Source organism: Rhizobium sp. WW22 (assembly GCF_047041135.1).
Taxonomy (GTDB): Bacteria; Pseudomonadota; Alphaproteobacteria; order Rhizobiales; family Rhizobiaceae; genus Rhizobium.
The window spans coordinates 3,375,606-3,396,600 of sequence record NZ_CP178198.1; the positions used below are offsets into that span (position 1 = coordinate 3,375,606).

The 20,995-nt window shown below is 58.0% G+C and carries 22 protein-coding genes; 11 read left to right on the forward strand and 11 right to left on the reverse strand.

The features are described from left to right. Nucleotides 1-25: 25 nt before the first annotated feature. The 7 genes from ACK83U_RS16425 to hemE form a co-directional block, all read right to left on the reverse strand. Nucleotides 26-823: a ParA family protein gene (locus ACK83U_RS16425; protein ID WP_015341771.1), complete on the reverse strand. Its 798-nt coding sequence runs from the start codon at nucleotides 821-823 to the stop codon at nucleotides 26-28. Between the two features lie 21 nt (nucleotides 824-844). Continuing rightward, on the reverse strand, nucleotides 845-1,462 hold the full coding sequence (gene rsmG, locus ACK83U_RS16430) for a 16S rRNA (guanine(527)-N(7))-methyltransferase RsmG (protein ID WP_112606942.1): 618 nt from the start codon (nucleotides 1,460-1,462) through the stop codon (nucleotides 845-847). 26 nt (nucleotides 1,463-1,488) lie between these two features. Continuing rightward, nucleotides 1,489-3,369: a tRNA uridine-5-carboxymethylaminomethyl(34) synthesis enzyme MnmG gene (gene mnmG, locus ACK83U_RS16435; protein WP_112607062.1), complete on the reverse strand. Its 1,881-nt coding sequence runs from the start codon at nucleotides 3,367-3,369 to the stop codon at nucleotides 1,489-1,491. 107 nt (nucleotides 3,370-3,476) lie between these two features. Next, nucleotides 3,477-4,847 carry a tRNA uridine-5-carboxymethylaminomethyl(34) synthesis GTPase MnmE gene (gene mnmE / locus ACK83U_RS16440; protein WP_412474679.1) on the reverse strand — a complete coding sequence of 457 codons (1,371 nt, stop codon included), beginning with the start codon at nucleotides 4,845-4,847 and terminating at the stop codon, nucleotides 3,477-3,479. A gap of 97 nt (nucleotides 4,848-4,944) precedes the next feature. Continuing rightward, entirely contained in the window at nucleotides 4,945-6,210 is a 1,266-nt protein-coding gene (rho, locus tag ACK83U_RS16445; protein ID WP_015341775.1) for a transcription termination factor Rho, read from the reverse strand. Between the two features lie 199 nt (nucleotides 6,211-6,409). Beyond that, nucleotides 6,410-6,955, reverse strand: a complete 546-nt coding sequence (gene hemJ, locus ACK83U_RS16450) for a protoporphyrinogen oxidase HemJ (protein WP_181476394.1) — start codon at nucleotides 6,953-6,955, stop codon at nucleotides 6,410-6,412. Further along, nucleotides 6,955-7,989, reverse strand: a complete 1,035-nt coding sequence (gene hemE / locus ACK83U_RS16455) for a uroporphyrinogen decarboxylase (RefSeq protein WP_112606944.1) — start codon at nucleotides 7,987-7,989, stop codon at nucleotides 6,955-6,957. Before hemE ends, hemJ begins: the two co-directional genes overlap by 1 nt. Nucleotides 7,990-8,391: 402 nt before the next feature. Here hemE and ACK83U_RS16460 point away from each other — a divergent pair, with 402 nt between their 5' ends. Genes ACK83U_RS16460 through dnaQ form a run of 5 tightly spaced genes read left to right on the forward strand, consistent with a single transcriptional unit; the run spans nucleotide 8,392 to nucleotide 12,030 of the window. Beyond that, nucleotides 8,392-9,213, forward strand: coding sequence for a pyruvate, water dikinase regulatory protein (locus ACK83U_RS16460; RefSeq protein WP_112606946.1), 822 nt, complete (start codon nucleotides 8,392-8,394; stop codon nucleotides 9,211-9,213). Nucleotides 9,214-9,245: 32 nt separating this feature from the next. Beyond that, a complete protein-coding gene (locus tag ACK83U_RS16465) occupies nucleotides 9,246-9,845 on the forward strand; it encodes a Maf-like protein (RefSeq protein WP_112606948.1) in 600 nt (199 codons plus the stop codon). Then, nucleotides 9,838-10,695: a shikimate dehydrogenase gene (locus tag ACK83U_RS16470; RefSeq protein WP_112606950.1), complete on the forward strand. Its 858-nt coding sequence runs from the start codon at nucleotides 9,838-9,840 to the stop codon at nucleotides 10,693-10,695. The genes ACK83U_RS16465 and ACK83U_RS16470 overlap by 8 nt, the downstream gene beginning before the upstream one ends. Before the next feature lies 1 nt (nucleotide 10,696). Next, nucleotides 10,697-11,296 (forward strand): dephospho-CoA kinase, encoded by a 600-nt coding sequence (coaE, locus tag ACK83U_RS16475; RefSeq protein WP_112606952.1) that lies wholly within the window; start codon nucleotides 10,697-10,699, stop codon nucleotides 11,294-11,296. Between the two features lie 17 nt (nucleotides 11,297-11,313). Further along, a complete protein-coding gene (gene dnaQ, locus ACK83U_RS16480) occupies nucleotides 11,314-12,030 on the forward strand; it encodes a DNA polymerase III subunit epsilon (RefSeq protein WP_112606954.1) in 717 nt (238 codons plus the stop codon). A gap of 81 nt (nucleotides 12,031-12,111) precedes the next feature. Here the strand turns inward: dnaQ and secB are convergent, their stop codons facing one another. Then, entirely contained in the window at nucleotides 12,112-12,594 is a 483-nt protein-coding gene (gene secB, locus ACK83U_RS16485) for a protein-export chaperone SecB (protein ID WP_069613913.1), read from the reverse strand. 95 nt (nucleotides 12,595-12,689) lie between these two features. Next, complete coding sequence (locus tag ACK83U_RS16490; protein ID WP_112606956.1) at nucleotides 12,690-13,208, reverse strand: FxsA family protein; 519 nt, start codon at nucleotides 13,206-13,208, stop codon at nucleotides 12,690-12,692. 147 nt (nucleotides 13,209-13,355) lie between these two features. On the opposite strand from ACK83U_RS16490, the gene ACK83U_RS16495 reads away from it, so the two are divergent. The 5 genes from ACK83U_RS16495 (at nucleotide 13,356) to gyrB (ending at nucleotide 18,814) form a co-directional block, all read left to right on the forward strand. Continuing rightward, nucleotides 13,356-14,057 carry a Tim44/TimA family putative adaptor protein gene (locus ACK83U_RS16495; protein WP_015338173.1) on the forward strand — a complete coding sequence of 234 codons (702 nt, stop codon included), beginning with the start codon at nucleotides 13,356-13,358 and terminating at the stop codon, nucleotides 14,055-14,057. Then, complete coding sequence (locus ACK83U_RS16500) at nucleotides 14,054-15,172, forward strand: murein transglycosylase A (protein ID WP_112606958.1); 1,119 nt, start codon at nucleotides 14,054-14,056, stop codon at nucleotides 15,170-15,172. The genes ACK83U_RS16495 and ACK83U_RS16500 overlap by 4 nt, the downstream gene beginning before the upstream one ends. Further along, nucleotides 15,172-15,756, forward strand: coding sequence for a Smr/MutS family protein (locus ACK83U_RS16505; RefSeq protein ID WP_112606960.1), 585 nt, complete (start codon nucleotides 15,172-15,174; stop codon nucleotides 15,754-15,756). The genes ACK83U_RS16500 and ACK83U_RS16505 overlap by 1 nt, the downstream gene beginning before the upstream one ends. Further along, entirely contained in the window at nucleotides 15,753-16,118 is a 366-nt protein-coding gene (locus ACK83U_RS16510; protein ID WP_069613918.1) for a helix-turn-helix domain-containing protein, read from the forward strand. The genes ACK83U_RS16505 and ACK83U_RS16510 overlap by 4 nt, the downstream gene beginning before the upstream one ends. Nucleotides 16,119-16,378: 260 nt before the next feature. Next, nucleotides 16,379-18,814 carry a DNA topoisomerase (ATP-hydrolyzing) subunit B gene (gyrB, locus tag ACK83U_RS16515; protein ID WP_112338600.1) on the forward strand — a complete coding sequence of 812 codons (2,436 nt, stop codon included), beginning with the start codon at nucleotides 16,379-16,381 and terminating at the stop codon, nucleotides 18,812-18,814. A gap of 62 nt (nucleotides 18,815-18,876) precedes the next feature. On the opposite strand, the gene ACK83U_RS16520 is transcribed toward gyrB, so the two are convergent. Continuing rightward, entirely contained in the window at nucleotides 18,877-19,476 is a 600-nt protein-coding gene (locus ACK83U_RS16520) for a nitroreductase family protein (protein WP_112606962.1), read from the reverse strand. A 79-nt stretch (nucleotides 19,477-19,555) separates the two neighbouring features. After that, nucleotides 19,556-19,846 carry a DUF2218 domain-containing protein gene (locus ACK83U_RS16525; protein WP_112606964.1) on the reverse strand — a complete coding sequence of 97 codons (291 nt, stop codon included), beginning with the start codon at nucleotides 19,844-19,846 and terminating at the stop codon, nucleotides 19,556-19,558. Nucleotides 19,847-20,007: 161 nt separating this feature from the next. On the opposite strand from ACK83U_RS16525, the gene ACK83U_RS16530 reads away from it, so the two are divergent. Further along, nucleotides 20,008-20,961 (forward strand): glutathione S-transferase family protein, encoded by a 954-nt coding sequence (locus ACK83U_RS16530; RefSeq protein ID WP_112606966.1) that lies wholly within the window; start codon nucleotides 20,008-20,010, stop codon nucleotides 20,959-20,961. Nucleotides 20,962-20,995 lie beyond the last annotated feature (34 nt).

Below are 20,995 nucleotides of genomic sequence, written 5' to 3' on the forward strand. Positions count from 1 at the left end.
CTCACCCTGAAACAAATACTAGATATCAGGCGGCAGCTTTCCGCTGCCGCTCTCTTTGAATGACTTCGGAAGCCAGCTGGAGATAGGCCTGACTGCCTGCGCACTTAAGATCATAAAGAATGGCTGGCTTGCCATAGGAAGGCGCCTCGGACACGCGCACGTTGCGTGGAATCAACGTGTGGTAGACCTTCTCGCCCAGATGGGTCCGTACGTCGCTCACCACTTGCTGCGCTAGATTATTGCGGGAATCGAACATGGTTAGCACGATCCCCTGGATGTCCAGGGATGGATTGACCGTCCGCCGAACCTGATCGACCGTCTCCAGCAATTGACTAAGGCCTTCCAGGGCGAAAAATTCGCATTGTAACGGCACCAGAACGGAATGTGCCGCAGCCATCGCGTTCATCGTCAGGAGATTGAACGAGGGCGGGCAATCAACGAGAATATAGGAAAAGGAGAGGGCATCCGGCGTATTCAACGCACGGCGCAGCTTGAAGACGCGATCAGATTGCTGCGCAATCTCCATCTCAATCCCGAGCAGATCCATCGTCGACGGCACAATAAAGAGATTCGGTACGGCCGTTTCCTGCACCGTGTCCATGATACCGTGGCTACCGACGAGCAGATCATAGGAAGACAATTTGCGATCGCGCCGTTCAATACCCAAACCCGTGCTGGCATTGCCCTGCGGATCAAGATCGACGATCAGGACACGCTCGCCAATGGCGGCAAGGGCCGTCGCGAGGTTGATTGCAGTCGTCGTCTTACCGACGCCGCCCTTTTGATTTGCGATGGTAATAATCCGGTTTCGCTCGCCGATCATCTGCCGCATATCCAATTATGGTTAAATCAGGCGTCGAAGGTGGCTGAATTCCAAAATAACCGAATCTCGCTCAACGACACTCTGATGTTTTACCAGATCGAATTGCCAACGACCACGGGCTTTCTGAAGCTCCCGCTCGTAATCCCGGCCTTTGTGCAGCAGAAGGCGGAGATTTTCATTGCGCCTGAGCCAAGGCTCTGCGTAGTCCAGCAACGTCTCAAGCTCCGCAAGGGCGCGAGCGGAGATCATATCGCAGTTCTGGATGGCTGCGGGTGCCTCTTCGATACGAATGGCATGAACCGCGCCGCGGGCTTCACATTCACGCAGGCAGACGCGCAGAAAAGCAGCCTTCTTCTGATTGCTCTCGACCAGATCGACATGACCTGCGCCTTTTTCTGCAAGCAGGATCGCAGTTATCACGCCCGGAAATCCGCCACCGCTTCCCAAATCAACCCAATGATCGGTTACGGGATGCAATTGGAAAATCTGCGCACTATCGGAAATATGGCGACGCCAGAGATCATCGATCGTGGACGGTGCGACAAGATTGATGGTCTTTGCCCATTTTTGAAAGAGTTGCGCAAAATGCTGCAGCCGCTCCTGTGTTTCACGTGAAACACGTACGCCGTTCAATTCCATACTATGGACTCTCTAACCTTGTATTGTCAGGAAACGAGTTTCTGCTCTTCGGCTGTACTCAACTTCCTTAGATAAGCCAACAGCAAAGAGATTGCAGCCGGCGTCATTCCGTCAAGGCGTGATGCTTGTGCGATATTCTTGGGGCGGGCGACCGTGAGCTTCTGCTTCAGCTCGTTGGATAATCCCGAAATAACGGAGAAGTCGAATTCCGTTGGTATTGCACGCTCTTCCTCTCTCCGAGCCTGAACGATATCGGCGGTCTGGCGATCCATATAAACGGCGTAGGCCGCCTCGATTTCTATCGCCTCGCCAATCTTTCGCTGCATTGAATGCAGTTCCGGCCAAATGCGCGAGAGACTTTCAATAGACTGGCCGGGATGCGAAAGAAGCTCATAAGCCGAGCGACGTTGGCCATCCTTGTTAAGATGCATTCCGACGCGTTCCGCCTCATTCGGCGTCACCGTCAAGCTCTTCAAGCGATCGCGGGCCTGGTCAAGAGTCTTTATATACTGCTCGAAGCGCATGGCCCGATCAGAACCGACGCAACCTGCAGCAATACCCGTCGGCGTCAGACGAACGTCTGCGTTGTCTGCCCGCAGCGATAGACGATACTCCGCCCGCGATGTAAACATGCGATAAGGTTCCGCGACGCCGCGTGAGGTCAAATCGTCAATCATCACCCCAATATAGGATTCCGTCCGACTGAACTCGATTGATTTGCCGCCCGCCGCTAGACACGCAGCATTCAGTCCCGCAACGAGCCCTTGAGCACCAGCTTCTTCATATCCCGTTGTGCCATTGATCTGGCCCGCCAGAAAAAGACCGGGAATCTTTTCCACTTCCAGGGACAGTTTTAATTCGCGCGGATCGACATGGTCGTATTCGATTGCGTAAGCATGTTGAAGAATGCGAACTCGTTCCAGACCCGGAATGGTCCTGATGAACTTCTCTTGAACCTCCTCCGGCAGGGACGTCGATATGCCGTTTGGGTAGACTGTGCTGTCGTCCAAACCTTCTGGCTCCAGAAAGATCTGGTGGCCGTCGCGCTCACCGAACTTGACGATCTTGTCCTCTATGGAAGGACAATAGCGTGGCCCGACACCTTCAATCTGCCCTGAATACATCGCCGACCGCTTCAGGTTTTCAGCAATAATTCTATGCGTTTCCGGCGTCGTGCGGGTAACACCGCATTCGATCTGCGGATTCACGATAGCATCCGTCATGAAGGAAAAGGGCGTCGGATCTTCATCCGCACCCTGACGCCCGACCGAGTCCCAATCGATCGTTGCACCATCAAGCCGGGCAGGTGTCCCGGTCTTCAACCGACCCAATGCCAGTCCGTGCCGGAGCAACGTATTCGAGAGTCCCATAGAGGGTTCTTCTCCGACGCGGCCCGCCGGTATTTTTTTAACGCCGATGTGAATAAGGCCGCGAAGAAAAGTCCCTGTTGTCAGGACGACGGCACCACAGGGAATATGACGCCCGTCCTTCAAGATCACGCCGGACACATGGCCGTGCTCGAAGGCAAGATCGAAAGCGTCACCCTCTATAACATCGAGATTGTCGATGGCGGCGATCTCTGCCTGCATGGCCAGACGATACAGCTTCCGATCCGCCTGGGTGCGGGGGCCGCGCACCGCCGGGCCTTTCTTGCGATTGAGCATGCGAAATTGAATGCCCGCCGCATCCGCGACGCGGCCCATCAAGCCGTCAAGAGCGTCAATTTCGCGAACCAGGTGACCCTTGCCAAGTCCGCCAATCGCGGGATTGCAGGACATGACACCGATCGTCTCGCGCCTATGCGTCACGAGCGCCGTGCGCGCGCCCAAGCGCGCCGATGCAGCGGCAGCTTCGCTCCCGGCATGGCCACCGCCCACAACAATCACATCATACGCTTTATCGAACATCATCAAGCCCTCGGTCGTGCCGTTTGTTTGGCACACCAATTTCAGGAGTCAAGAAGGTTTCACGTGAAACGTTCAGCGAGGGTATGCCGCTCTCTGTTTCACGTGAATCATTTGCCGATGCAGAATTCTGAGAAGATCACATCCAGTAGATCTTCAACATCGACGCGTCCGGTTATTCGTCCCAAGCTCGTGGCCGCCTGCCGCAAGTATTCCGCTCTGATATCCAGACCTCGATCTTCGGACGCGAGCGCTGCCGCGACTGCACCAAGGCTATCGGTCAGCAATGTGCGATGACGCAAACGGCTAGGAAGAGCTAGGGACAGCATTCCCGAACGCGCCTGCAAATCCCGCCGAAGAAGGTCATGCAACTCATTCAATCCGGCGACGTCCACAGCCGAAATCAGTATATCATAGCCATTGTGAATGCCGGGGTGAATATCAGATTTTGTTCCGACAGTCAGCACCTTGCCGGCAAAGCCTGGAAAGGTGCGTTGCGGTTCCTCGCCGATTTCGGCCAGAGATAAAACCAGATCTGCGTCTGCCACTGTGCGTAACGCACGGCGAATGCCTTCACGCTCGACGATCTCGTTAGTCTCCCGAAGCCCCGCCGTATCGTAGAGCTTGACTGCATATCCCTCGATGTTCAGATCGACGTGCAGCACGTCACGGGTGGTCCCGGCAATGTCTGTGACAATCGCCACTTCGCGCTTCGCTAGCGCGTTCATCAGGCTGGATTTGCCGGCATTGGGTGGGCCCGCGATCACCACCTTTAGCCCGTCGCGAATGATCTCGCCCAGATCGGCGCCTGCAAGATGATCAGACAGTTCGCGGTGCAATTGCTTCATATCCGCCCAGACCATATCCGATACGGAGCCGGGGACATCATCCTCATCGGCAAAGTCCAGCTCCGCTTCGATCAGAGCACGCGCGCGCGTTAAACGATCCGCCCAGCTGTTATAGAGGTCCGATAGCCCGCCGGCGGCATGCTCCATTGCGAGCCGCCGCTGCATCTCGGTTTCGGCGCTGATAAGATCGGCAAGGCCTTCTACCTCGACCAAATCCATCTTTCCATTTTCCAGCGCTCGTCGGGAGAACTCCCCATGTTCCGCTAGGCGAAAGTTTTCGAAGCGCGAGAGCTCGTCGAGGAGCGCGTTCACCACCGCCTTGCCGCCATGAACGTGAATTTCCACGCAATCCTCACCCGTGAAGGAGGCAGGACCGGGAAAAGTCAGGACAAGAGCTCGGTCGATAATTAGACCGTTACGAGTCCGAATCGTTTTAAGAGCCGCTTGTCGTGGCATCGGCAACGCGCCACCAAGCGACCTGGCCGCGCGAAAGGCTCCATTTCCGCTGATACGCACCACAGCAACTCCAGCGGGCAAGCCGCCGCTGGATAGTGCATAGATTGTCTCACTTGTCGCCAACATCAGATCGAACCGCATCCGAATCGATTGCCGAAGAATTTCTGACTTCGACATTCGATACATCAAAAACAAAATCGGGCCGCATAACGCAGCCCGATCATAGCACTATTCAACGCCGATAATCCTTCGACAGGAGCAATCCCGTAGCAGGTTAGGTGTTCATCGAATCGAAGAAATCCGGGTTGTTCTTCGTCTGCTTGAGCTTGTCGATAAGGAATTCGATCGCATCGGTCGTTCCCATGGGCGCGAGGATACGGCGAAGAACGAAGATCTTTTGCAGATCCTGACGCGGAACGAGAAGGTCTTCCTTGCGCGTACCGGACTTGAGGATATCCATCGCCGGGAAGATGCGCTTGTCGGCGACCTTACGGTCAAGAACAATTTCCGAGTTACCGGTACCCTTGAACTCTTCAAAGATCACTTCATCCATGCGGCTGCCGGTATCGATCAGGGCCGTCGCGATGATCGTCAGCGAACCACCTTCTTCGATATTACGCGCGGCACCGAAGAAGCGCTTCGGGCGCTGCAGGGCGTTGGCGTCAACACCACCCGTCAAGACCTTGCCGGAGGAGGGAACGACGGTGTTGTAGGCGCGGCCGAGGCGGGTGATGGAATCGAGCAGGATGACGACGTCGCGGCCGTGCTCGACGAGGCGCTTGGCCTTTTCGATGACCATTTCGGCGACCTGAACGTGGCGCACGGCCGGCTCGTCGAAGGTCGACGAGATGACTTCGCCGCGGACGGAGCGCTGCATATCAGTCACTTCTTCCGGACGCTCGTCGATCAGCAGAACGATCAGGTAGCAATCCGGATGATTGGCGGTGATCGAATGGGCGATGTTCTGCAGCAAGACGGTCTTACCCGTGCGCGGCGGAGCGACGATCAGGCCGCGCTGGCCCTTGCCGAGCGGTGCAACAAGATCGATCACGCGGGGCGAAAGATCCTTCGACGTGGGTACGTCGAGTTCCATGCGGAAGCGCTCATTGGGATAGAGCGGCGTCAGATTATCGAAGTGAACCTTGTGACGGATCTTTTCCGGATCGTCGAAATTGATGGTGTTGACTTTAAGGAGCGCGAAATAACGTTCGCCTTCCTTCGGTCCGCGGATCGGTCCCTCGACCGTGTCGCCGGTCTTCAAGGAGAAGCGGCGGATCTGGGAGGGGGAGATATAGATATCGTCCGGACCGGGAAGATAGTTTGCATTCGCGGAACGCAAGAAACCGAAGCCGTCCTGCAGAACTTCGACGACGCCCTCGCCGATGATTTCTACGTCTTGGCTCGCCAATTCCTTCAGAATTGCAAACATCAGTTCCTGTTTGCGCATCGTGCTGGCGTTTTCGACCTCGAGCGATTCGGCAAAGGCCAGGAGATCGGTCGGGGATTTATTTTTCAGTTCCTGAAGCTTCATTTCAGCCATGAAGGGAATTACTCATTTTTTTAGGAGGGGAAAGGCAATGTTGCTCGTATTCAGAACCGCGATAGGGGCGCTCGCGGGCGACAGAATGGATACATGCCACGAAGAGAAGATGGCGGGAAAATAGCGACTCACTTTCTGAACCGCAAGGGGGGCAGGCAAAATGAAAGAAATTTAACGCCGCCCCTAATACAGCCCCGCTTCACGCAAACGGCTTGACGACCACGAGAATGACGATTGCGATCATCAAAAGCGTCGGCGCCTCGTTCATGACACGCCAGTAGCGCGCCGAATGCTTGTTCTCGTCGCGGGCGAAGGCGCGCACCGCACTGCTGAAATGGCCGTGAACGCCCGAGAGAACCAAGACAAGCCCGATCTTGGCATGCAGCCAGCCGCCCTGAAAATCATACACCGACCAGGCAAGATAAAGCCCGAAAATCCAGGTCAGGATCATCGCCGGGTTGATGATGTAGCGGAGCAGCCGCTGTTCCATCACCTTGAACGTCTCGGATTGCTGGGAGCCGGGTTCGGCATCGGTGTGATAGACGAAAAGCCGCGGCAGATAGAACATGCCGGCCATCCACGAGATCACGGCGATGATGTGCAGCGCCTTGATCCAGAGATAAAGATCGGCCGGATGCCAGGCGAAAAGCCCGATCGCCAGCGCCGCAAAGATCAGGATCATGAAATAGGCCCGCCGTCCGGCCTTCTGGCCCGCCGCGGAATCCGTCTGCTTTTCCACCGTCATCAGCTCCTCCATCCCCGCACGCGTTCGACCAGCGTCGCCACGTTCGCCGGATCGGCCTGGGGCGTGATGCCGTGCCCGAGATTGAAGATCAGTGGGCCATTCCCGAGCTGCTGCAGGATATCGTCGATCCCGTCGTCCAGCGCCTTGCCGCCGGCAACGACACGCATGGGATCGAGATTGCCCTGCACCGGGCCGTCCTTCTGAAGCTCCCGCGCGAAAGCAAGCGGTACCGACCAATCAAGCCCGATCGCATCAGCGCCGGTCTTCTGCCGATAGGTTTTCAGCAGATAGCCCGCTCCCTTGGCGAAGGCGATTACCCGAGCCCGCGGCCGCCGCGTCTTGATCGACGCGATCATCTTCGCAACGGGCTTGATGGCGAAAGCCTCGAATTCCTTCTCACCAAGCACGCCCGCCCAGGAATCGAAAATCTGCACGGCATCCGCACCGGCATCGATCTGCGCCACGAGGTAATCGGCCGAGATCTCGGCAAGCAGCATCAGCAGATGTTCGAAGGCCTTAGGATAGCGATAGGCAAACAGCCGGGCAGGAGCCTGATCCGGGGTGCCGTGTCCGGCGATCATATAGGTCGCAACGGTCCAGGGAGCTCCACAGAAGCCAAGAAGCGTGGTTTCCTGGGGCAAGTCCCGCCGCAGCCGTCGCACCGTCTCCATGACCGGCTCTAGATACGCCAGAATGCCCTCTGGTTTCAAAGCCAGGATACCCGTCTCGTCGATTGGATCCATTTCCGGCCCATGTCCCTCGGTGAAGCGAACATTCCGCTTCAGCGCATCGGGGATGACGAGAATATCGGAGAAGAGAATGGCAGCATCGAAGCCATAACGCCGGATCGGCTGCAGCGTCACTTCGACAGCGTAGTCGGGCGTATAACAGAGATCGAGGAAACTTCCGGCTTTCGCACGCGTTTCACGATATTCGGGTAGATAGCGACCTGCCTGTCTCATCAGCCAGAGGGGAGGAGGGGTGAGCGTTTCGCCGCTCAGCACCCGCAGGATCTTCCGGCGTTCATCGGTCACAGACGTCGTCCTATATAAAACCAAACATATATTAAAAGGTTTCTATTTCTTAGAGTCGGTGAGTAGCAAGGATTAAAGTTCGTCCCTTGCCTGTCCAATTTGTCGCGCCTCGAGCATGGAATCGGGAGAGATTTCGGGATCACAAGCTGATATGTGGAAAAGAAAGGCGATTTTTCAATCTTTTGAGGGGGTTGAAGAGAAATTTGGCTCGTCCCGGTCTGGGGACAAGTCGGGGATGAGCGAGGTGTTGCTAATCTTGTCCACATTGCCCACAGCCGCCGCGAAAGCCATCTCTCGAAAATTCCAAATGTGGAAAACTTGGCCGTTTTCCACTTGCCCTAGATAGCCCCCTTCTCGTACCTCTCTTTTCTCCCGAGATATCAACAGGTGACGGAAAGTAGCGTGGAAAACCGAACGAGCTTCTTTCATCTGCACCTGATTTCTGACTCAACGGGCGAGACTCTCATCTCGGCCGGCCGCGCCGCCTCCGTGCAATTCCATGCCAGCCAGCCGATCGAGCACGTCTATCCGCTAATCAGAAACCGCAAGCAGCTTCTGCCTGTCTTGGAGGCGATCGACCACAGCCCGGGTATCGTCCTCTATACGATCGTCGATCGAGAACTTGCCGATTTCATCGCCGAGCGCTGCAGGGAGATGGGCGTACCATCAGTCAATGTTCTCGAGCCGGTCATGAATGTTTTTCAGACTTATCTCGGCACGGCGTCGCGCCGCCGCGTCGGCGCGCAGCATGTGATGAATGCGGATTATTTCGCCCGCATCGAAGCGCTGAACTTCACCATGGATCATGATGACGGCCAGATGCCCGATGATTATGACGACGCCGACGTCGTCATCATCGGTATCAGCCGCACCTCGAAAACGCCGACGAGCATCTATCTGGCCAACCGCGGCATCAAGACAGCAAACATTCCGATCGTCCATGGCGTGCCGTTGCCGGAAAGCCTTTCCAGGGCGACGAAGCCGTTGATCGTCGGGCTTGTTGCGACGACCGACCGTATCTCGCAGGTTCGCGAAAACCGCATCCTCGGCACGACGCCCGGCTTCGATCGAGGCGACTACACCGATCGGGCCGCGATCTCCGAAGAGCTGAAATATGCCCGCTCGCTCTGCGCCAGGCACAACTGGCCGATTATCGATGTCACACGCCGTTCCATCGAAGAGACGGCCGCCGCCATTGTTGCCCTGCGCCCCAAGCTGCGCTAAGCGCTCCCATGACTATCTCGGAGGCAGCCGTCATGACCTCGCCCCTTATCCTTGCATCCTCCAGTCCATTCCGGCGGATGCTGATGGAAAACGCTGGATTACATTTTCAGGCGATCGCTGCCGATATCGATGAGCGCGCGATCGAAGCACCGCTGGAGCTAGGTGGCGCCAGCCCGGATGCGGTCGCGCTCGTGCTGGCAAAGGCGAAGGCAAAAGAGGTGAGCGATCGCTTTCCCGCCTCGCTTGTCATCGGTTCCGATCAGACCATGTCGTTGGGTGCCCAGGTCTTCCACAAGCCAAAGTCGATAGCCGATGCGGAAAATCATCTGCGGACCTTGTCCGGAAAGACGCATCGGCTGAACAGCGCCATCGCGTTGGCACGCAACGGCGACATTATATGGGAGCATGTGTCTCACGCCGATCTGACCATGCGGGAATTATCGGCCGATTTCATTCACCGCCACCTGGGCCGCGTCGGCGATAAGGCCTTGTCGAGCGTCGGCGCCTATCAGCTGGAAGGCGAAGGCATCCAGCTCTTCTCCAAAATCGACGGCGACTATTTCACCATCCTTGGATTGCCGATGCTGCCGCTTCTGGAAAAACTGCGAGAGTTGGGGACGATCGATGGATGATTCACGTGAAACACAAAGCATAAACGCTTTTGTAACGGGTTATCCGGTCAAGCATTCGCGCTCGCCGCTCATCCATGGATACTGGCTGAAACAGCTCGGTCTGGCCGGCAGCTATCGTGCCCACGAAGTTCGAGTAGAAGCTTTCGAAGCCTTCATTAAATCCTTGAAGGACGGCACCACCGGCTTCGTGGGCGGCAACGTCACCATCCCCCATAAGGAAGCGGCGTTCAAACTCGCTGATCGGCCTGACGAACTTTCGGAAGAATTGGGCGCCTCCAACACCCTATGGCTCGAAGGCGGCGAGCTGCACGCAACGAACACCGATAGCCGCGGCTTCACAGCAAATCTGGATGAGCGTCACCCTGGCTGGGATCGTAGCGATCGTGCCGTCATCCTCGGGGCGGGGGGTGCCAGCCGCGCCGTGATCCAGGCGGTGCGCGACCGCGGCTTCAAGGAAATTCATGTGGTCAACCGCACGGTCGAGCGGGCGCAGGAATTGGCGGACCGCTTCGGCGAACGGGTTCATGCCCATCCGATGGCCGCACTCCGTGAGGTGATGCAGGGTGCCGGTCTCTTTATCAATACGACATCGCTCGGCATGGACGGCGAAGCATCGCCCCGTATCGATTTTTCCTCTCTTGCAGAAGGCGCCGTCGTCACCGACATTGTCTATGTACCGTTGAAGACACCGCTTCTCGCCCAGGCCCAGGAACAGGGCTTCGCCATCGTCGATGGCCTCGGCATGCTGCTGCATCAGGCCGTGCCGGGCTTCGAAAAATGGTTCGGAAAACGTCCGGCGGTCGATGAAACCTTGAGGGCATTGATCATCGCCGATATGGAAAAGCACTAATATGATCAAGATCGGGCTCACCGGATCGATCGGCATGGGAAAATCGACCTCGGCAAAACTTTTCGCCGAAGCCGGAATACCGGTGAACGATTCCGATGCGGTCGTGCATGATCTCTATAGTGGCGAAGCCGTGCCGCTAGTCGAGGCTTCCTTTCCGGGAACGACCAGCGACGGTAAGGTCGATCGGCAGGAGCTCAGCCGAAAGCTTGCCGGCGATCCCTCCGGTTTCAAGCGTCTCGAGGCCATCGTTCATCCGCTGGTGCGCGAACGCGAGCGTCAGTTTTTGGAACGTCAAAGCGAGGCCGGCGCCGATCTGGTGGTGCTGGATATCCCGCTGCTCTTCGAAACTGGCGCCGACAAACGAGTGGATAAGGTTGTTGTCGTCAGCTGCGATCCACAGATTCAGCGGGAGAGGGTTCTTGCCCGACCGGGCATGACGGAGGAAAAATTCAATATGATTCTCTCCCGCCAGACGCCGGACGCGGAAAAGCGGGCGCGCGCCGATTACGTCATCGATACCGGCGGAAGTATCGAGGCGGCCGGCGAGCAGGTCAGAGAGATTATTGCTGATCTGCGGCGCAAGCAGCAGAGCAAGACATAGGAAAGCGGAGTTTCGATATGCGCGAGATCATTTTCGATACGGAAACCACGGGCCTCGACAACAGGGCCGACCGGATCATCGAAATTGGCGGTATCGAGCTCATCAACCATTTCCCGACAGGAAACACGCTGCACCTCTATATCAATCCTGGTGATCGCAAGGTGCATCCGGATGCGCTCGCGGTGCACGGCATCACCGATGAATCGCTGAAGGACAAGCCGCCCTTCGAAGAGGTCGCCGACAAGATCCTCAACTTCTTCGGCGATGCCAAATGGATCGCACACAACGCCACCTTCGACATGGGCTTCGTCAACGCCGAATTCGCAAGGCTAGGCCGACCGCCGATCCTGCCCGACATGGTGATCGATACGCTGGCCATGGCCCGGCGCAAACATCCGATGGGTCCGAATTCGCTCGATGCTCTTTGCCGTCGCTACGGCATCGACAACTCGCACCGCACGAAACATGGCGCGTTGCTCGACTCCGAACTGCTGGCTGAAGTCTATATCGAGATGATCGGCGGCCGGCAGACGGCGCTCGGGCTTGGCAGTGTCACCGGTTCGTCGGCACGCTCGCGCCAGAACGATGTCGCGGGAGAAATCGTCGTCGATATCTTGGCGCGGCCCGCTCCGCTGCCGGGCCGGCTGACCGAGGAGGAGCTTGCGGCTCATGCGGCGCTGGTCGCCAAGCTCGGTACGAAGGGAATCTGGTCGAAATACCCTGCTTCCGAATAGGGCGTTTTTTCAAGAATCAAAAGAAAATGCCCGGACGTGCGATCCGGGCATTTTCGTTTCCAGAACAGGAAAAATCGAGGCTCAGTTCGGAACGGCCGAAACCTGGGCGCGGGCCTGTTCTTCGGCCATGCGCTGCGTGAACATCTGAGCGAAATCGATCGGATCGATCATCAGCGGCGGGAAGCCGCCGTTGCGCGTGACGTCGGCGATGATCTGGCGTGCGAAGGGGAACAGCAGGCGCGGGCATTCGATGAAGAGCAGCGGCAGCATGTGTTCCTGCGGGAAACCGGTGACGCGGAAGACGCCGCCATAAACCAGCTCGGTGTGGAAGAGCACGCGCTCGCCATCCTTGGCTTCGGCGCTCAGCGTCAGCACGACGTCGAAATCGGAATCCGACAGCGGGTTGGCGTTGACGTTCACATTGATATTGATGTCGGGAGCATTTTCCCGGGCCTGAAGCGAGCGCGGGGCACCCGGATTTTCGAAGGAAAGATCCTTGGTGTACTGAGCAAGGATGCTGAGGCTCGGGCTGGCAGCACCGTTGCCGTTGGTCTCGTTGGCCATGGGGGTGTCCTCTCACGTCTCGATGGGTGTCGCCATCTAGCATTTAGAAAAGGGGCTTACAACCCTTATGGCTCCGGCACTCCGGAGGCCGTTCTCTAGTCTTCCAGCCGCTTTTGGTCCGACCAGGGCGAGTTGCGGTTTGGCTCTCGATGGAAATCGCCTTCATCGAGATCGACGACGTTTCCGGGTTTGTTAGGCCGGCTCTGCGGTCCGGCGCCCGGGCCTTGCCCGCGGTGGAACGCCCGCGAATTGCCGAGAACGACGATGCGCTTGCGCAAAACCTGCCAGGCGAGATCGCGTACGGCCGGGATGAAGAGCAACAGGCCGATGATATCGGAGATGAAGCCGGGCAGCATCAGGAAGAAGGCTGCAACCACGATCATGGCGCCATGCACCATCTCGCGGCCGGGATCGCCGCCATTGCGGCTTTCGGCCGAAATGCGCTGGAGAATGCCGATGCCCTGGATTCTCAAAAGAGCAGCACCGAGCAGCACGCTGAGGATGACAAGCCCCAGTGTCGCCCAGACGCCGATCATCTTTCCAACCACGATGAATCCGGCAATTTCAGCCAGAGGCATCAGAAAGACGAAGATAGGAAGAAGTGATAGGCGCATGTTACGGTGGTCCTGAGAGCGGGGTTTCTTCGCGTAAGCGTTGGTTTCGCGCGTATAATAAAGAAACCGGTCCGCTATTTGAATGATAGATCGATGCGGACTATATGGGGATTGATCTTTTAATTTTAACGGTGGTTCCGATACGAGATGGGTGCAAACGATTTTGTGACGATCTTTTTCCTGGTGGCAGCGGTGCTGATCTTCTTTCAGCTGCGCAGCGTTCTCGGCCGCCGCACGGGGAATGAGAAGCCGCCGCGCGATCTCTATGGTTCCGCAGATCCGGCCAATGGCCCAACGGCACCGGATGCCGGCAAGGTGGTGACCTTGCCGCGGCGCGATGGGACCGAAGAGGAAGATCGTTTTGCTGCCATCGATGCCTTTACCCCGGCCGGCACGCCGCTCAATGATTCGCTGCGCGACGTGAGCAAGGCCGATCCTTCCTTCAATCCCAAGGAATTCGTCAACGGTGCCCGCATGGCCTATGAGATGATCGTCATGGCCTTTGCCGAGGGTGATCGCAAGTCGCTGAAAGGCCTGCTGTCGCGCGAGGTCTACGAGGGCTTCGATGCCGCCATCGCCGAACGCGAAGCCAGGGGCGAAAAGGTGAAGTCCACCTTTGTCGGTATCGACAAGGCCGATATCGTCACCGCCGAGGTGAAGGGAACGGATGTCCTCATCACCATGCGCATCGTCAGCCAGATGATCTCGGCCACCTACGACAAGGCCGGCACTTTGATCGATGGCGATGCAGAAGCCGTGGCCGAGGTCAGCGATCTCTGGACCTTCGCCCGCGACACGCGTTCGCGCGATCCGAACTGGAAACTTGTGGCGACCGAATCGGAACAATGACGAGCCTATCGCAGGATTTCAGGCTGGAGCCGGCAACCTTCGCCGATCTGAAGGGCTGGGAGGAGGACGATCCTTCCAGCCTTTTTCGCGCGATGAAAGACTGTCGTACCCATATCCGCGATGTGAAGCCCTATCGCACGGGTGTAGTGGGACTGACGGCCGATGATCTCATGACGCTCCTCGATGCGACAGACGGGCAGGAGCCGCGCAATGCGGCCGAAGCCCGGGCTTTCTTCGAGCAACACTGTCAGCCCTTTTTCATTCGCCGTGATAGCGGCGCGGCCGGCTTTGTGACAGCCTTCTACGAGCCGGAAATCGAAGTCTCCGCCGAGCCGAACGAGATCTACCGCTATCCCTTTTATCGCCGCCCGGACGATCTCATCGATCTGGATGACAGCAATCGCCCTGCCGAGCTCGATCCATCCTACATGTTTGGACGGCTGCGAGGCGGGTTAATTTCCGGCTATCCCGACCGCGGCGAAATCGATCGCGGCTATCTCGAAGGCAAGGGCCTGGAGATCGCCTGGGCGAAATCCAAGGTCGATATCTTCTTCGTGCATGTGCAGGGTGCGGCACGTCTGCGCTATCCGGACGGGCGTCTCGGCCGCATCACCTATGCCGCCAAGGCCGGTCATCCCTTTTCGGCGGTCGGTCGCCTGCTCATCGAGCGCGGCCTGCTGGATCGCGCGACGATCTCCATGCAGACGATCCGTGACTGGCTTTACGCACACCCCGAGCAGGTCGATGAAGTCCTCTGGCACAATCGATCCTATATCTTCTTCCGCGAAGCCGATGTCAGCGATCCCGCTCTCGGGCCGATTGCAGCGGCAAAAGTGCCGCTGGTACCCGGCCGTTCCCTTGCGGTCGACAGGCTCATCCACACCTTCGGTTTCCCCTTCTTCATCCGGTCTGAAAGCTTGACGCATCTCGACGCCGGCAAGCCATTCGCGCGCCTCATGCTGGCGCTCGACACAGGCTCGGCGATTGTCGGGCCGGCGCGTGGCGATATCTTTACCGGCTCCGGCTATGATGCCGGGGAGCTTGCCGGGACCGTGCGCAACGACGCCGATTTTTATATACTCATTCCGAAGGCGGCGGCGCAGAGGTTTGGTTGATGGCCCCGGAACGGCAGAACAAGGAACGAAAGCTCAGCACGGAAGACCGAATCCTCTGGGGTAAGGTCGCCAAGAGCACGCGCCCTATGCCAGGCCGGATAGCTGACATCAAGGCTTTCGAGGCGGCGCTGCAGGCGGAAGCCGAAATCGAAGAAAGCGCCCGCGCCGCAAGGACGAAGCCAGTGCCTCTCTCGGCCGAAACGCAGGAAGCTCCCGCGCCTGTAAAGCAGCCGGCCGGCCGCCATCATCCGCTCGAACGCCCCGTCAAGCGCAAGATCGCCAGGGGACATCTGGCACTTGAGGCCAGGATCGATCTTCACGGCCTTATCCAGAGCGAGGCCCATTGCATGCTTCTGGATTTCCTGCTGCGCGCCCATAGCCGCGGCCTTCGCCATGTGCTCGTCATAACAGGCAAGGGCAGCTCCATGGGCAGCGAAGGAGCGCTGAAGCGTGCCGTACCGCTCTGGTTTTCCAAGCCCGAATTTCGCTTTCTGATTTCCTCTTACGAGACGGCGGCGCAGCATCACGGCGGCGAGGGTGCGCTTTATATCCGCCTGTCGCGCCTGAAGGGGGAGAAGCTTTGACCCCGTTCGGCGAAGCGGTACGCAAGCTGCGGCTGCGCAAAGGCGTCTCGCAGAAGCAGATGGCGGCTGCGCTGAACGTGACTCCGGCTTATTTATCCGCCTTAGAACACGGAAAGCGCGGCCTGCCGACCTTCGATCTCCTGCAGCGCATCGCCGGTTATTTCAACATCATCTGGGACGAGGCCGAGGAATTGTTCCTACTGGCGCGGTTTTCCGACCCCCGCGTTGTCGTCGATACCTCCGGGCTTTCGCCGGAATATACGGCCTTTGTCAATCACTTGGCAGGCAAGATCCGCAGCCTTGACGCGGCAACGATCCGCGAACTCTCGAAGGTTCTGGAAAATGCCGGAAAAACCGGCTGAAAACCGCCTTAATCCCCTGTTTTATACCTGATTTCGGGGCCTTCCGTTTGGAACTTCAGGGTGAAACATCCTATATACAGGCTAGGAAAAACCGCTGATTCGTTAGAGTCGGAAGATTTCAGGTCGAAACGACCTGAAATCTGAATCCGCTCTAAACTCAAAGAAGTAGAGCATGATGTCGTCCGAAAACCGCTCACACTTTTCGGCATCATACTCTACGGATCGGCAGCGTTCTCTAAACACTGGAAAGACTTCAATATATGACCGACACGTCCGTAACCGATAATGGTGGCAACGCCGAGTATGGCGCAGATTCCATCAAGGTCCTGAAGGGCCTCGATGCGGTGCGCAAGCGTCCCGGCATGTATATCGGCGACACGGATGACGGCTCGGGCCTGCATCATATGGTCTATGAGGTCGTCGATAACGCGATCGACGAGGCCTTGGCCGGCCATGCCGATATCGTAACGGTGACGCTCAATCCCGACGGTTCGGTCACGGTCACCGATAACGGCCGCGGTATCCCGACGGATATTCACAGCGGCGAAGGTGTTTCGGCGGCTGAGGTCATCATGACCCAGCTTCATGCCGGCGGTAAGTTCGACCAGAATTCCTATAAGGTTTCCGGCGGTCTACATGGCGTCGGCGTTTCGGTCGTCAACGCGCTGTCTGTCTGGTTGAAGCTGAAGATCCGCCGCCAGGGCAAGATCCATGAAATGAGCTTCACCCATGGCGTGGCGGATGCACCGCTGAAGGAAACGGGTGATGCGGGCGACGAGACCGGCACCGAAGTCAGCTTCATGCCGAGCTCCGAAACCTTCACCATGATTGAGTTCGACTACGGCACGCTCGAGCATCGTCTGCGCGAACTCGCCTTTCTGAATTCCGGCGTCCGCATCCTTCTGACCGACAAGCGTCATTCCGACGTCAGGCAGGAAGAGTTGCTTTACGACGGCGGCCTGGAAGCCTTCGTCTCCTATCTCGATCGCGCCAAGAAGCCGCTGGTCCAAAAGCCGGTTTCGATCCGCAGCGAGAAGGACGGAATCACCGTCGAAGTTGCGATGTGGTGGAACGATAGCTACCACGAAAACGTACTCTGCTTCACCAACAACATTCCGCAGCGCGACGGCGGCACGCACATGGCCGGCTTCCGCGCTGCCCTGACGCGCCAGATCACCTCCTATGCGGACAGCTCGGGCATTACCAAAAAGGAAAAGGTGACGCTGACCGGCGACGACTGCCGCGAAGGCCTGACCGCCGTGCTGTCGGTCAAGGTTCCCGATCCGAAATTCTCCTCGCAGACCAAGGACAAGCTGGTTTCCTCCGAAGTTCGCCCCGTCGTCGAGAGCCTGGTCAACGAAGCTCTCAGCACCTGGCTCGAGGAACATCCGTCCGAAGCCAAGGTTCTGGTTGGCAAGGTCGTCGAAGCCGCTGCCGCCCGTGAAGCGGCCCGCAAGGCGCGCGAGCTGACCCGCCGCAAGGGCGCGCTTGATATCGCCTCGCTCCCCGGCAAGCTTGCCGACTGCTCGGAGCGTGATCCCGCCAAGTCTGAAGTCTTCCTCGTCGAGGGCGACTCGGCGGGCGGTTCGGCCAAGCAGGGCCGTTCGCGCGAAAACCAGGCCATCCTGCCGCTGCGTGGCAAGATCCTGAACGTCGAGCGCGCTCGCTTCGACAAGATGCTGTCGAGCCAGGAAATCGGCACGCTGATCACTGCACTCGGCACCGGCATCGGCAAGGACGAATTCAACGCCGAAAAGCTCCGCTATCACAAGATCATCATCATGACGGACGCAGACGTCGATGGCGCGCATATCCGTACCCTGCTGCTGACGTTCTTCTTCCGGCAGATGCCCGATCTCATCGAGCGCGGCCATCTCTATATCGCCCAGCCGCCGCTCTATAAGGTGACGCGCGGCAAGTCGGTGCAATATGTCAAGGACGAGAAGGCGCTGGAAGAATATCTGATCGGCCAGGGCACGGACGATGCGAGCCTGCGCCTCGGCAACGGCGAAGTCCGTACCGGTCAGGATCTGCGCGAGGCGATCTATGACGCGCTTCGTCTGCGCACGCTGATCGACAATCTGCATTCCCGCTATAATCGCTCCGTCGTCGAGCAGGCGGCAATTGCAGGCGCTCTCAATGCCGAAATGGTCAGCGATCCCGCGCGTGCGGAGGCGCTCGCCAATGACGTTGCCAAGCGGCTAGATGTCATCGCCGAGGAAACCGAGCGCGGCTGGACTGGCGCCGTGACGAGCGAGGGCGGCCTGCGCTTTGAGCGCACCGTACGCGGCGTCAAGGAAGTCGTCTTCCTCGACATGGCGCTGATCGGTTCGCAGGATGCCCGCCTTATCGATCAGCTCGGCGCGCGGTTGAAGGAAGTCTATATCACACCGCCAAAGCTCGTTCGCCGCGATGGAGAGACGGAGATTTCCGGCCCTCGCCAGCTGCTGGACACGATCTTTGCCGGCGGCCGCAAGGGGCTGACGCTGCAGCGTTATAAAGGTCTCGGCGAGATGAATGCCGAGCAGCTCTGGGAAACGACGCTCGACCCGAACGTCCGCTCGCTGCTGCAGGTGAGGGTCACGGATGCGACCGATGCAGATGGCCTCTTTGCCCGGCTCATGGGCGATGAGGTCGAGCCGCGGCGCGAGTTTATTCAGGACAATGCGCTGAACGTCGCCAATCTCGACATCTGATTGTTTGACGAAAAGACAAAAGGCCCGCCGGATAGTTTCGGCGGGCCTTTCTTTTTTATCGATTACTTGGCGATGAAGGTGCCGTTGAAGGCCAGTCCTGAAAGCGGATTGCGCTGGCTCGGCACTTCGCGCTCGCGCAGCTTTTCCGGAAGTTGATTCTTGTCGCCGATCTTGCCGATCGCAACGGCAGCCTCGACGCGGAAGCCATCCGGAATGCCGAGAACCTCATACGCCTTTTCGACGTGGAAGCCCGTCATGCCATGAGCTTCATAGCCGGCTAAATGTGCCTGGATGGCCAGGAAGCCCCAAGCCGCGCCCGCATCGAAAGAGTGGCTGTAGCTGGGCTTCTGGTCGGCGGAGCCAAGCTCGCCGCTGTGAGTGCGGGAAATGACGAAAAGCAGCGCACCAGCGGATTTCACCCAGCCCTGATTGAAGTCGATCAGGACGCTCAAAAACCGGTCCCAATGTTCCGAGCCGCGCAGCGCATAGAGGAAACGCCAGGGCTGCAGGTTCGAGGCGGAGGGTGCCCAATGCGCCGCTTCCAGAATGGTCAGCAGGTCGGCTTCCGGCAGGGTCTCGTTGGAAAAGGCGCGCGGCGACCAGCGGTCGAGAAAGAGCTTGTCGATCGGATATTGGGATTCGCGGCTGTTGCTTGATGTCATGAGGGCTTCTTCCTTAGAGAGCATTTGCCGCAGGCGATCGAAACTGGCCGTTGGCTGGTCATAAATAGAGGATGAGAACTTAAACTCGGGCAGTCCAGTTCACGTCGAGCTCCTCGCGGAAGGCGAAGCGCTTGAGGTGGTCGGCAACGACGTTCTGCATGCGCTCGAGGTCTTCGGGCTTCTCGACCGTCAGCGTCATGACGAGGTTGCCGGGTTCGGCCGCCAGATCGAGGAAGTTTTCCGCGCCGAACGGCACCCTGCCGGCAGCCGCATCAAATTCCACGCTGAAGCGATGGCTCCAATGCTTGCAGAGCTGCTGGAGATAGCGGCTGGCATGGTCGGTCCTGACGTTGGAAACGGATGTCGCCATGGGATTTCTCCGATAAACCTGATCGCAAACGCGTCATTTGATACATAGAGGTATCTACATTCGCCAGGTAGACAGTCTGTTTCAAGTTTGCGTTATTCCGTTGAAATTTTGTTCCGCTATGCTCCGCCCCTATAGGAACGCGTGCGAGCGGAGACAGAGCCTTGCTGGTAAATGGAAAATGGACTGAGGATTGGCAGCCGGTCCAGGCCAAGGATGAGAAGGGCGGTTTCGTTCGCCAGATTTCGAGCTTCCGCAACTGGGTCACGCCCGATGGTCGTGCAGGACCGACGGGTGACGGCGGTTTCAAAGCAGAGGCCGGCCGCTATCATCTTTACGTCGCTCTGATCTGCCCCTGGGCTTCACGTACCCTGATTGGCCGCAAGCTGAAGGGTCTGGAAGAGGTCATTTCCGTTTCCATCGTCGAACCCGTGTTGTCCAAGCAGGGCTGGCAGTTTGGCGATTATCCCGGTGCGACGAACGATCCGATAAACGGCGCCAGCTACATGCATGAGATCTATACCAAGGCTGATCCGACGTTTACTGGCCGCGCCACCGTACCGGTCCTATGGGACAAGCAGAAGGGCACGATCGTCAACAACGAATCCTCCGATATTCTGCGCATGCTGAATGACGGCTTTGGCGATCTTGCCCGCAATGACATCGATCTCTATCCGGCCGGTAAGCGGGATGAAATCGACAGTTTCAATGCCCGGATCTATCCCGCTCTCAACAATGGCGTCTATCGCGCGGGCTTCGCCACGACGCAGATCGCCTATGAAGAAGCCTTCAACGAGGTCTTCGATTGCCTCGATCAGATCGAAACCGAGCTGGAGGGCAGGGATTTCCTCTTTGCCGCCAATCCGACGGAAAGCGATATCAGGCTCTTCGTCACCCTCGTCCGTTTCGACGTCGCCTATCACGGCCTGTTCAAATGCAATCTCCGCCGGTTGTCGGACTATGCCAACCTCCAGTCTTTCTGCCGCCGGATGTTCGATTGGCCAGGTGTTGCCGAAACCGTTGACTTCGATCATATCAAGCGCGGCTACTACTCGATTTCGACGCTCAATCCCACCGGCATCGTACCGCTAGGGCCCGCGCTGGACGAGCTGTTCTGATACTCGACCGAGTGGTCAAACCGGTCTAAGGTCC

Excerpts from the sequence above, each read along its gene's own strand:
- ACK83U_RS16465 (WP_112606948.1), top strand. The coding sequence starts at position 9,246 with ATGACCTCGCCCCTTATCCTTGCATCCTCCAGTCCATTCCGGCGGATG.
- ACK83U_RS16520 (WP_112606962.1), bottom strand. The coding sequence starts at position 19,476 with ATGACATCAAGCAACAGCCGCGAATCCCAATATCCGATCGACAAGCTC.
- mnmG (WP_112607062.1), bottom strand. The coding sequence starts at position 3,369 with ATGTTCGATAAAGCGTATGATGTGATTGTTGTGGGCGGTGGCCATGCC.
- ACK83U_RS16425 (WP_015341771.1), bottom strand. The coding sequence starts at position 823 with ATGATCGGCGAGCGAAACCGGATTATTACCATCGCAAATCAAAAGGGC.
- ACK83U_RS16500 (WP_112606958.1), top strand. The coding sequence starts at position 14,054 with ATGACGAGCCTATCGCAGGATTTCAGGCTGGAGCCGGCAACCTTCGCC.
- dnaQ (WP_112606954.1), top strand. The coding sequence starts at position 11,314 with ATGCGCGAGATCATTTTCGATACGGAAACCACGGGCCTCGACAACAGG.
- ACK83U_RS16525 (WP_112606964.1), bottom strand. The coding sequence starts at position 19,846 with ATGGCGACATCCGTTTCCAACGTCAGGACCGACCATGCCAGCCGCTAT.
- ACK83U_RS16495 (WP_015338173.1), top strand. The coding sequence starts at position 13,356 with ATGGGTGCAAACGATTTTGTGACGATCTTTTTCCTGGTGGCAGCGGTG.
- coaE (WP_112606952.1), top strand. The coding sequence starts at position 10,697 with ATGATCAAGATCGGGCTCACCGGATCGATCGGCATGGGAAAATCGACC.
- rsmG (WP_112606942.1), bottom strand. The coding sequence starts at position 1,462 with ATGGAATTGAACGGCGTACGTGTTTCACGTGAAACACAGGAGCGGCTG.
- ACK83U_RS16490 (WP_112606956.1), bottom strand. The coding sequence starts at position 13,208 with ATGCGCCTATCACTTCTTCCTATCTTCGTCTTTCTGATGCCTCTGGCT.
- hemJ (WP_181476394.1), bottom strand. The coding sequence starts at position 6,955 with ATGACGGTGGAAAAGCAGACGGATTCCGCGGCGGGCCAGAAGGCCGGA.
- ACK83U_RS16470 (WP_112606950.1), top strand. The coding sequence starts at position 9,838 with ATGGATGATTCACGTGAAACACAAAGCATAAACGCTTTTGTAACGGGT.
- mnmE (WP_412474679.1), bottom strand. The coding sequence starts at position 4,847 with ATGTCGAAGTCAGAAATTCTTCGGCAATCGATTCGGATGCGGTTCGAT.
- rho (WP_015341775.1), bottom strand. The coding sequence starts at position 6,210 with ATGGCTGAAATGAAGCTTCAGGAACTGAAAAATAAATCCCCGACCGAT.
- gyrB (WP_112338600.1), top strand. The coding sequence starts at position 16,379 with ATGACCGACACGTCCGTAACCGATAATGGTGGCAACGCCGAGTATGGC.
- ACK83U_RS16505 (WP_112606960.1), top strand. The coding sequence starts at position 15,172 with ATGGCCCCGGAACGGCAGAACAAGGAACGAAAGCTCAGCACGGAAGAC.
- secB (WP_069613913.1), bottom strand. The coding sequence starts at position 12,594 with ATGGCCAACGAGACCAACGGCAACGGTGCTGCCAGCCCGAGCCTCAGC.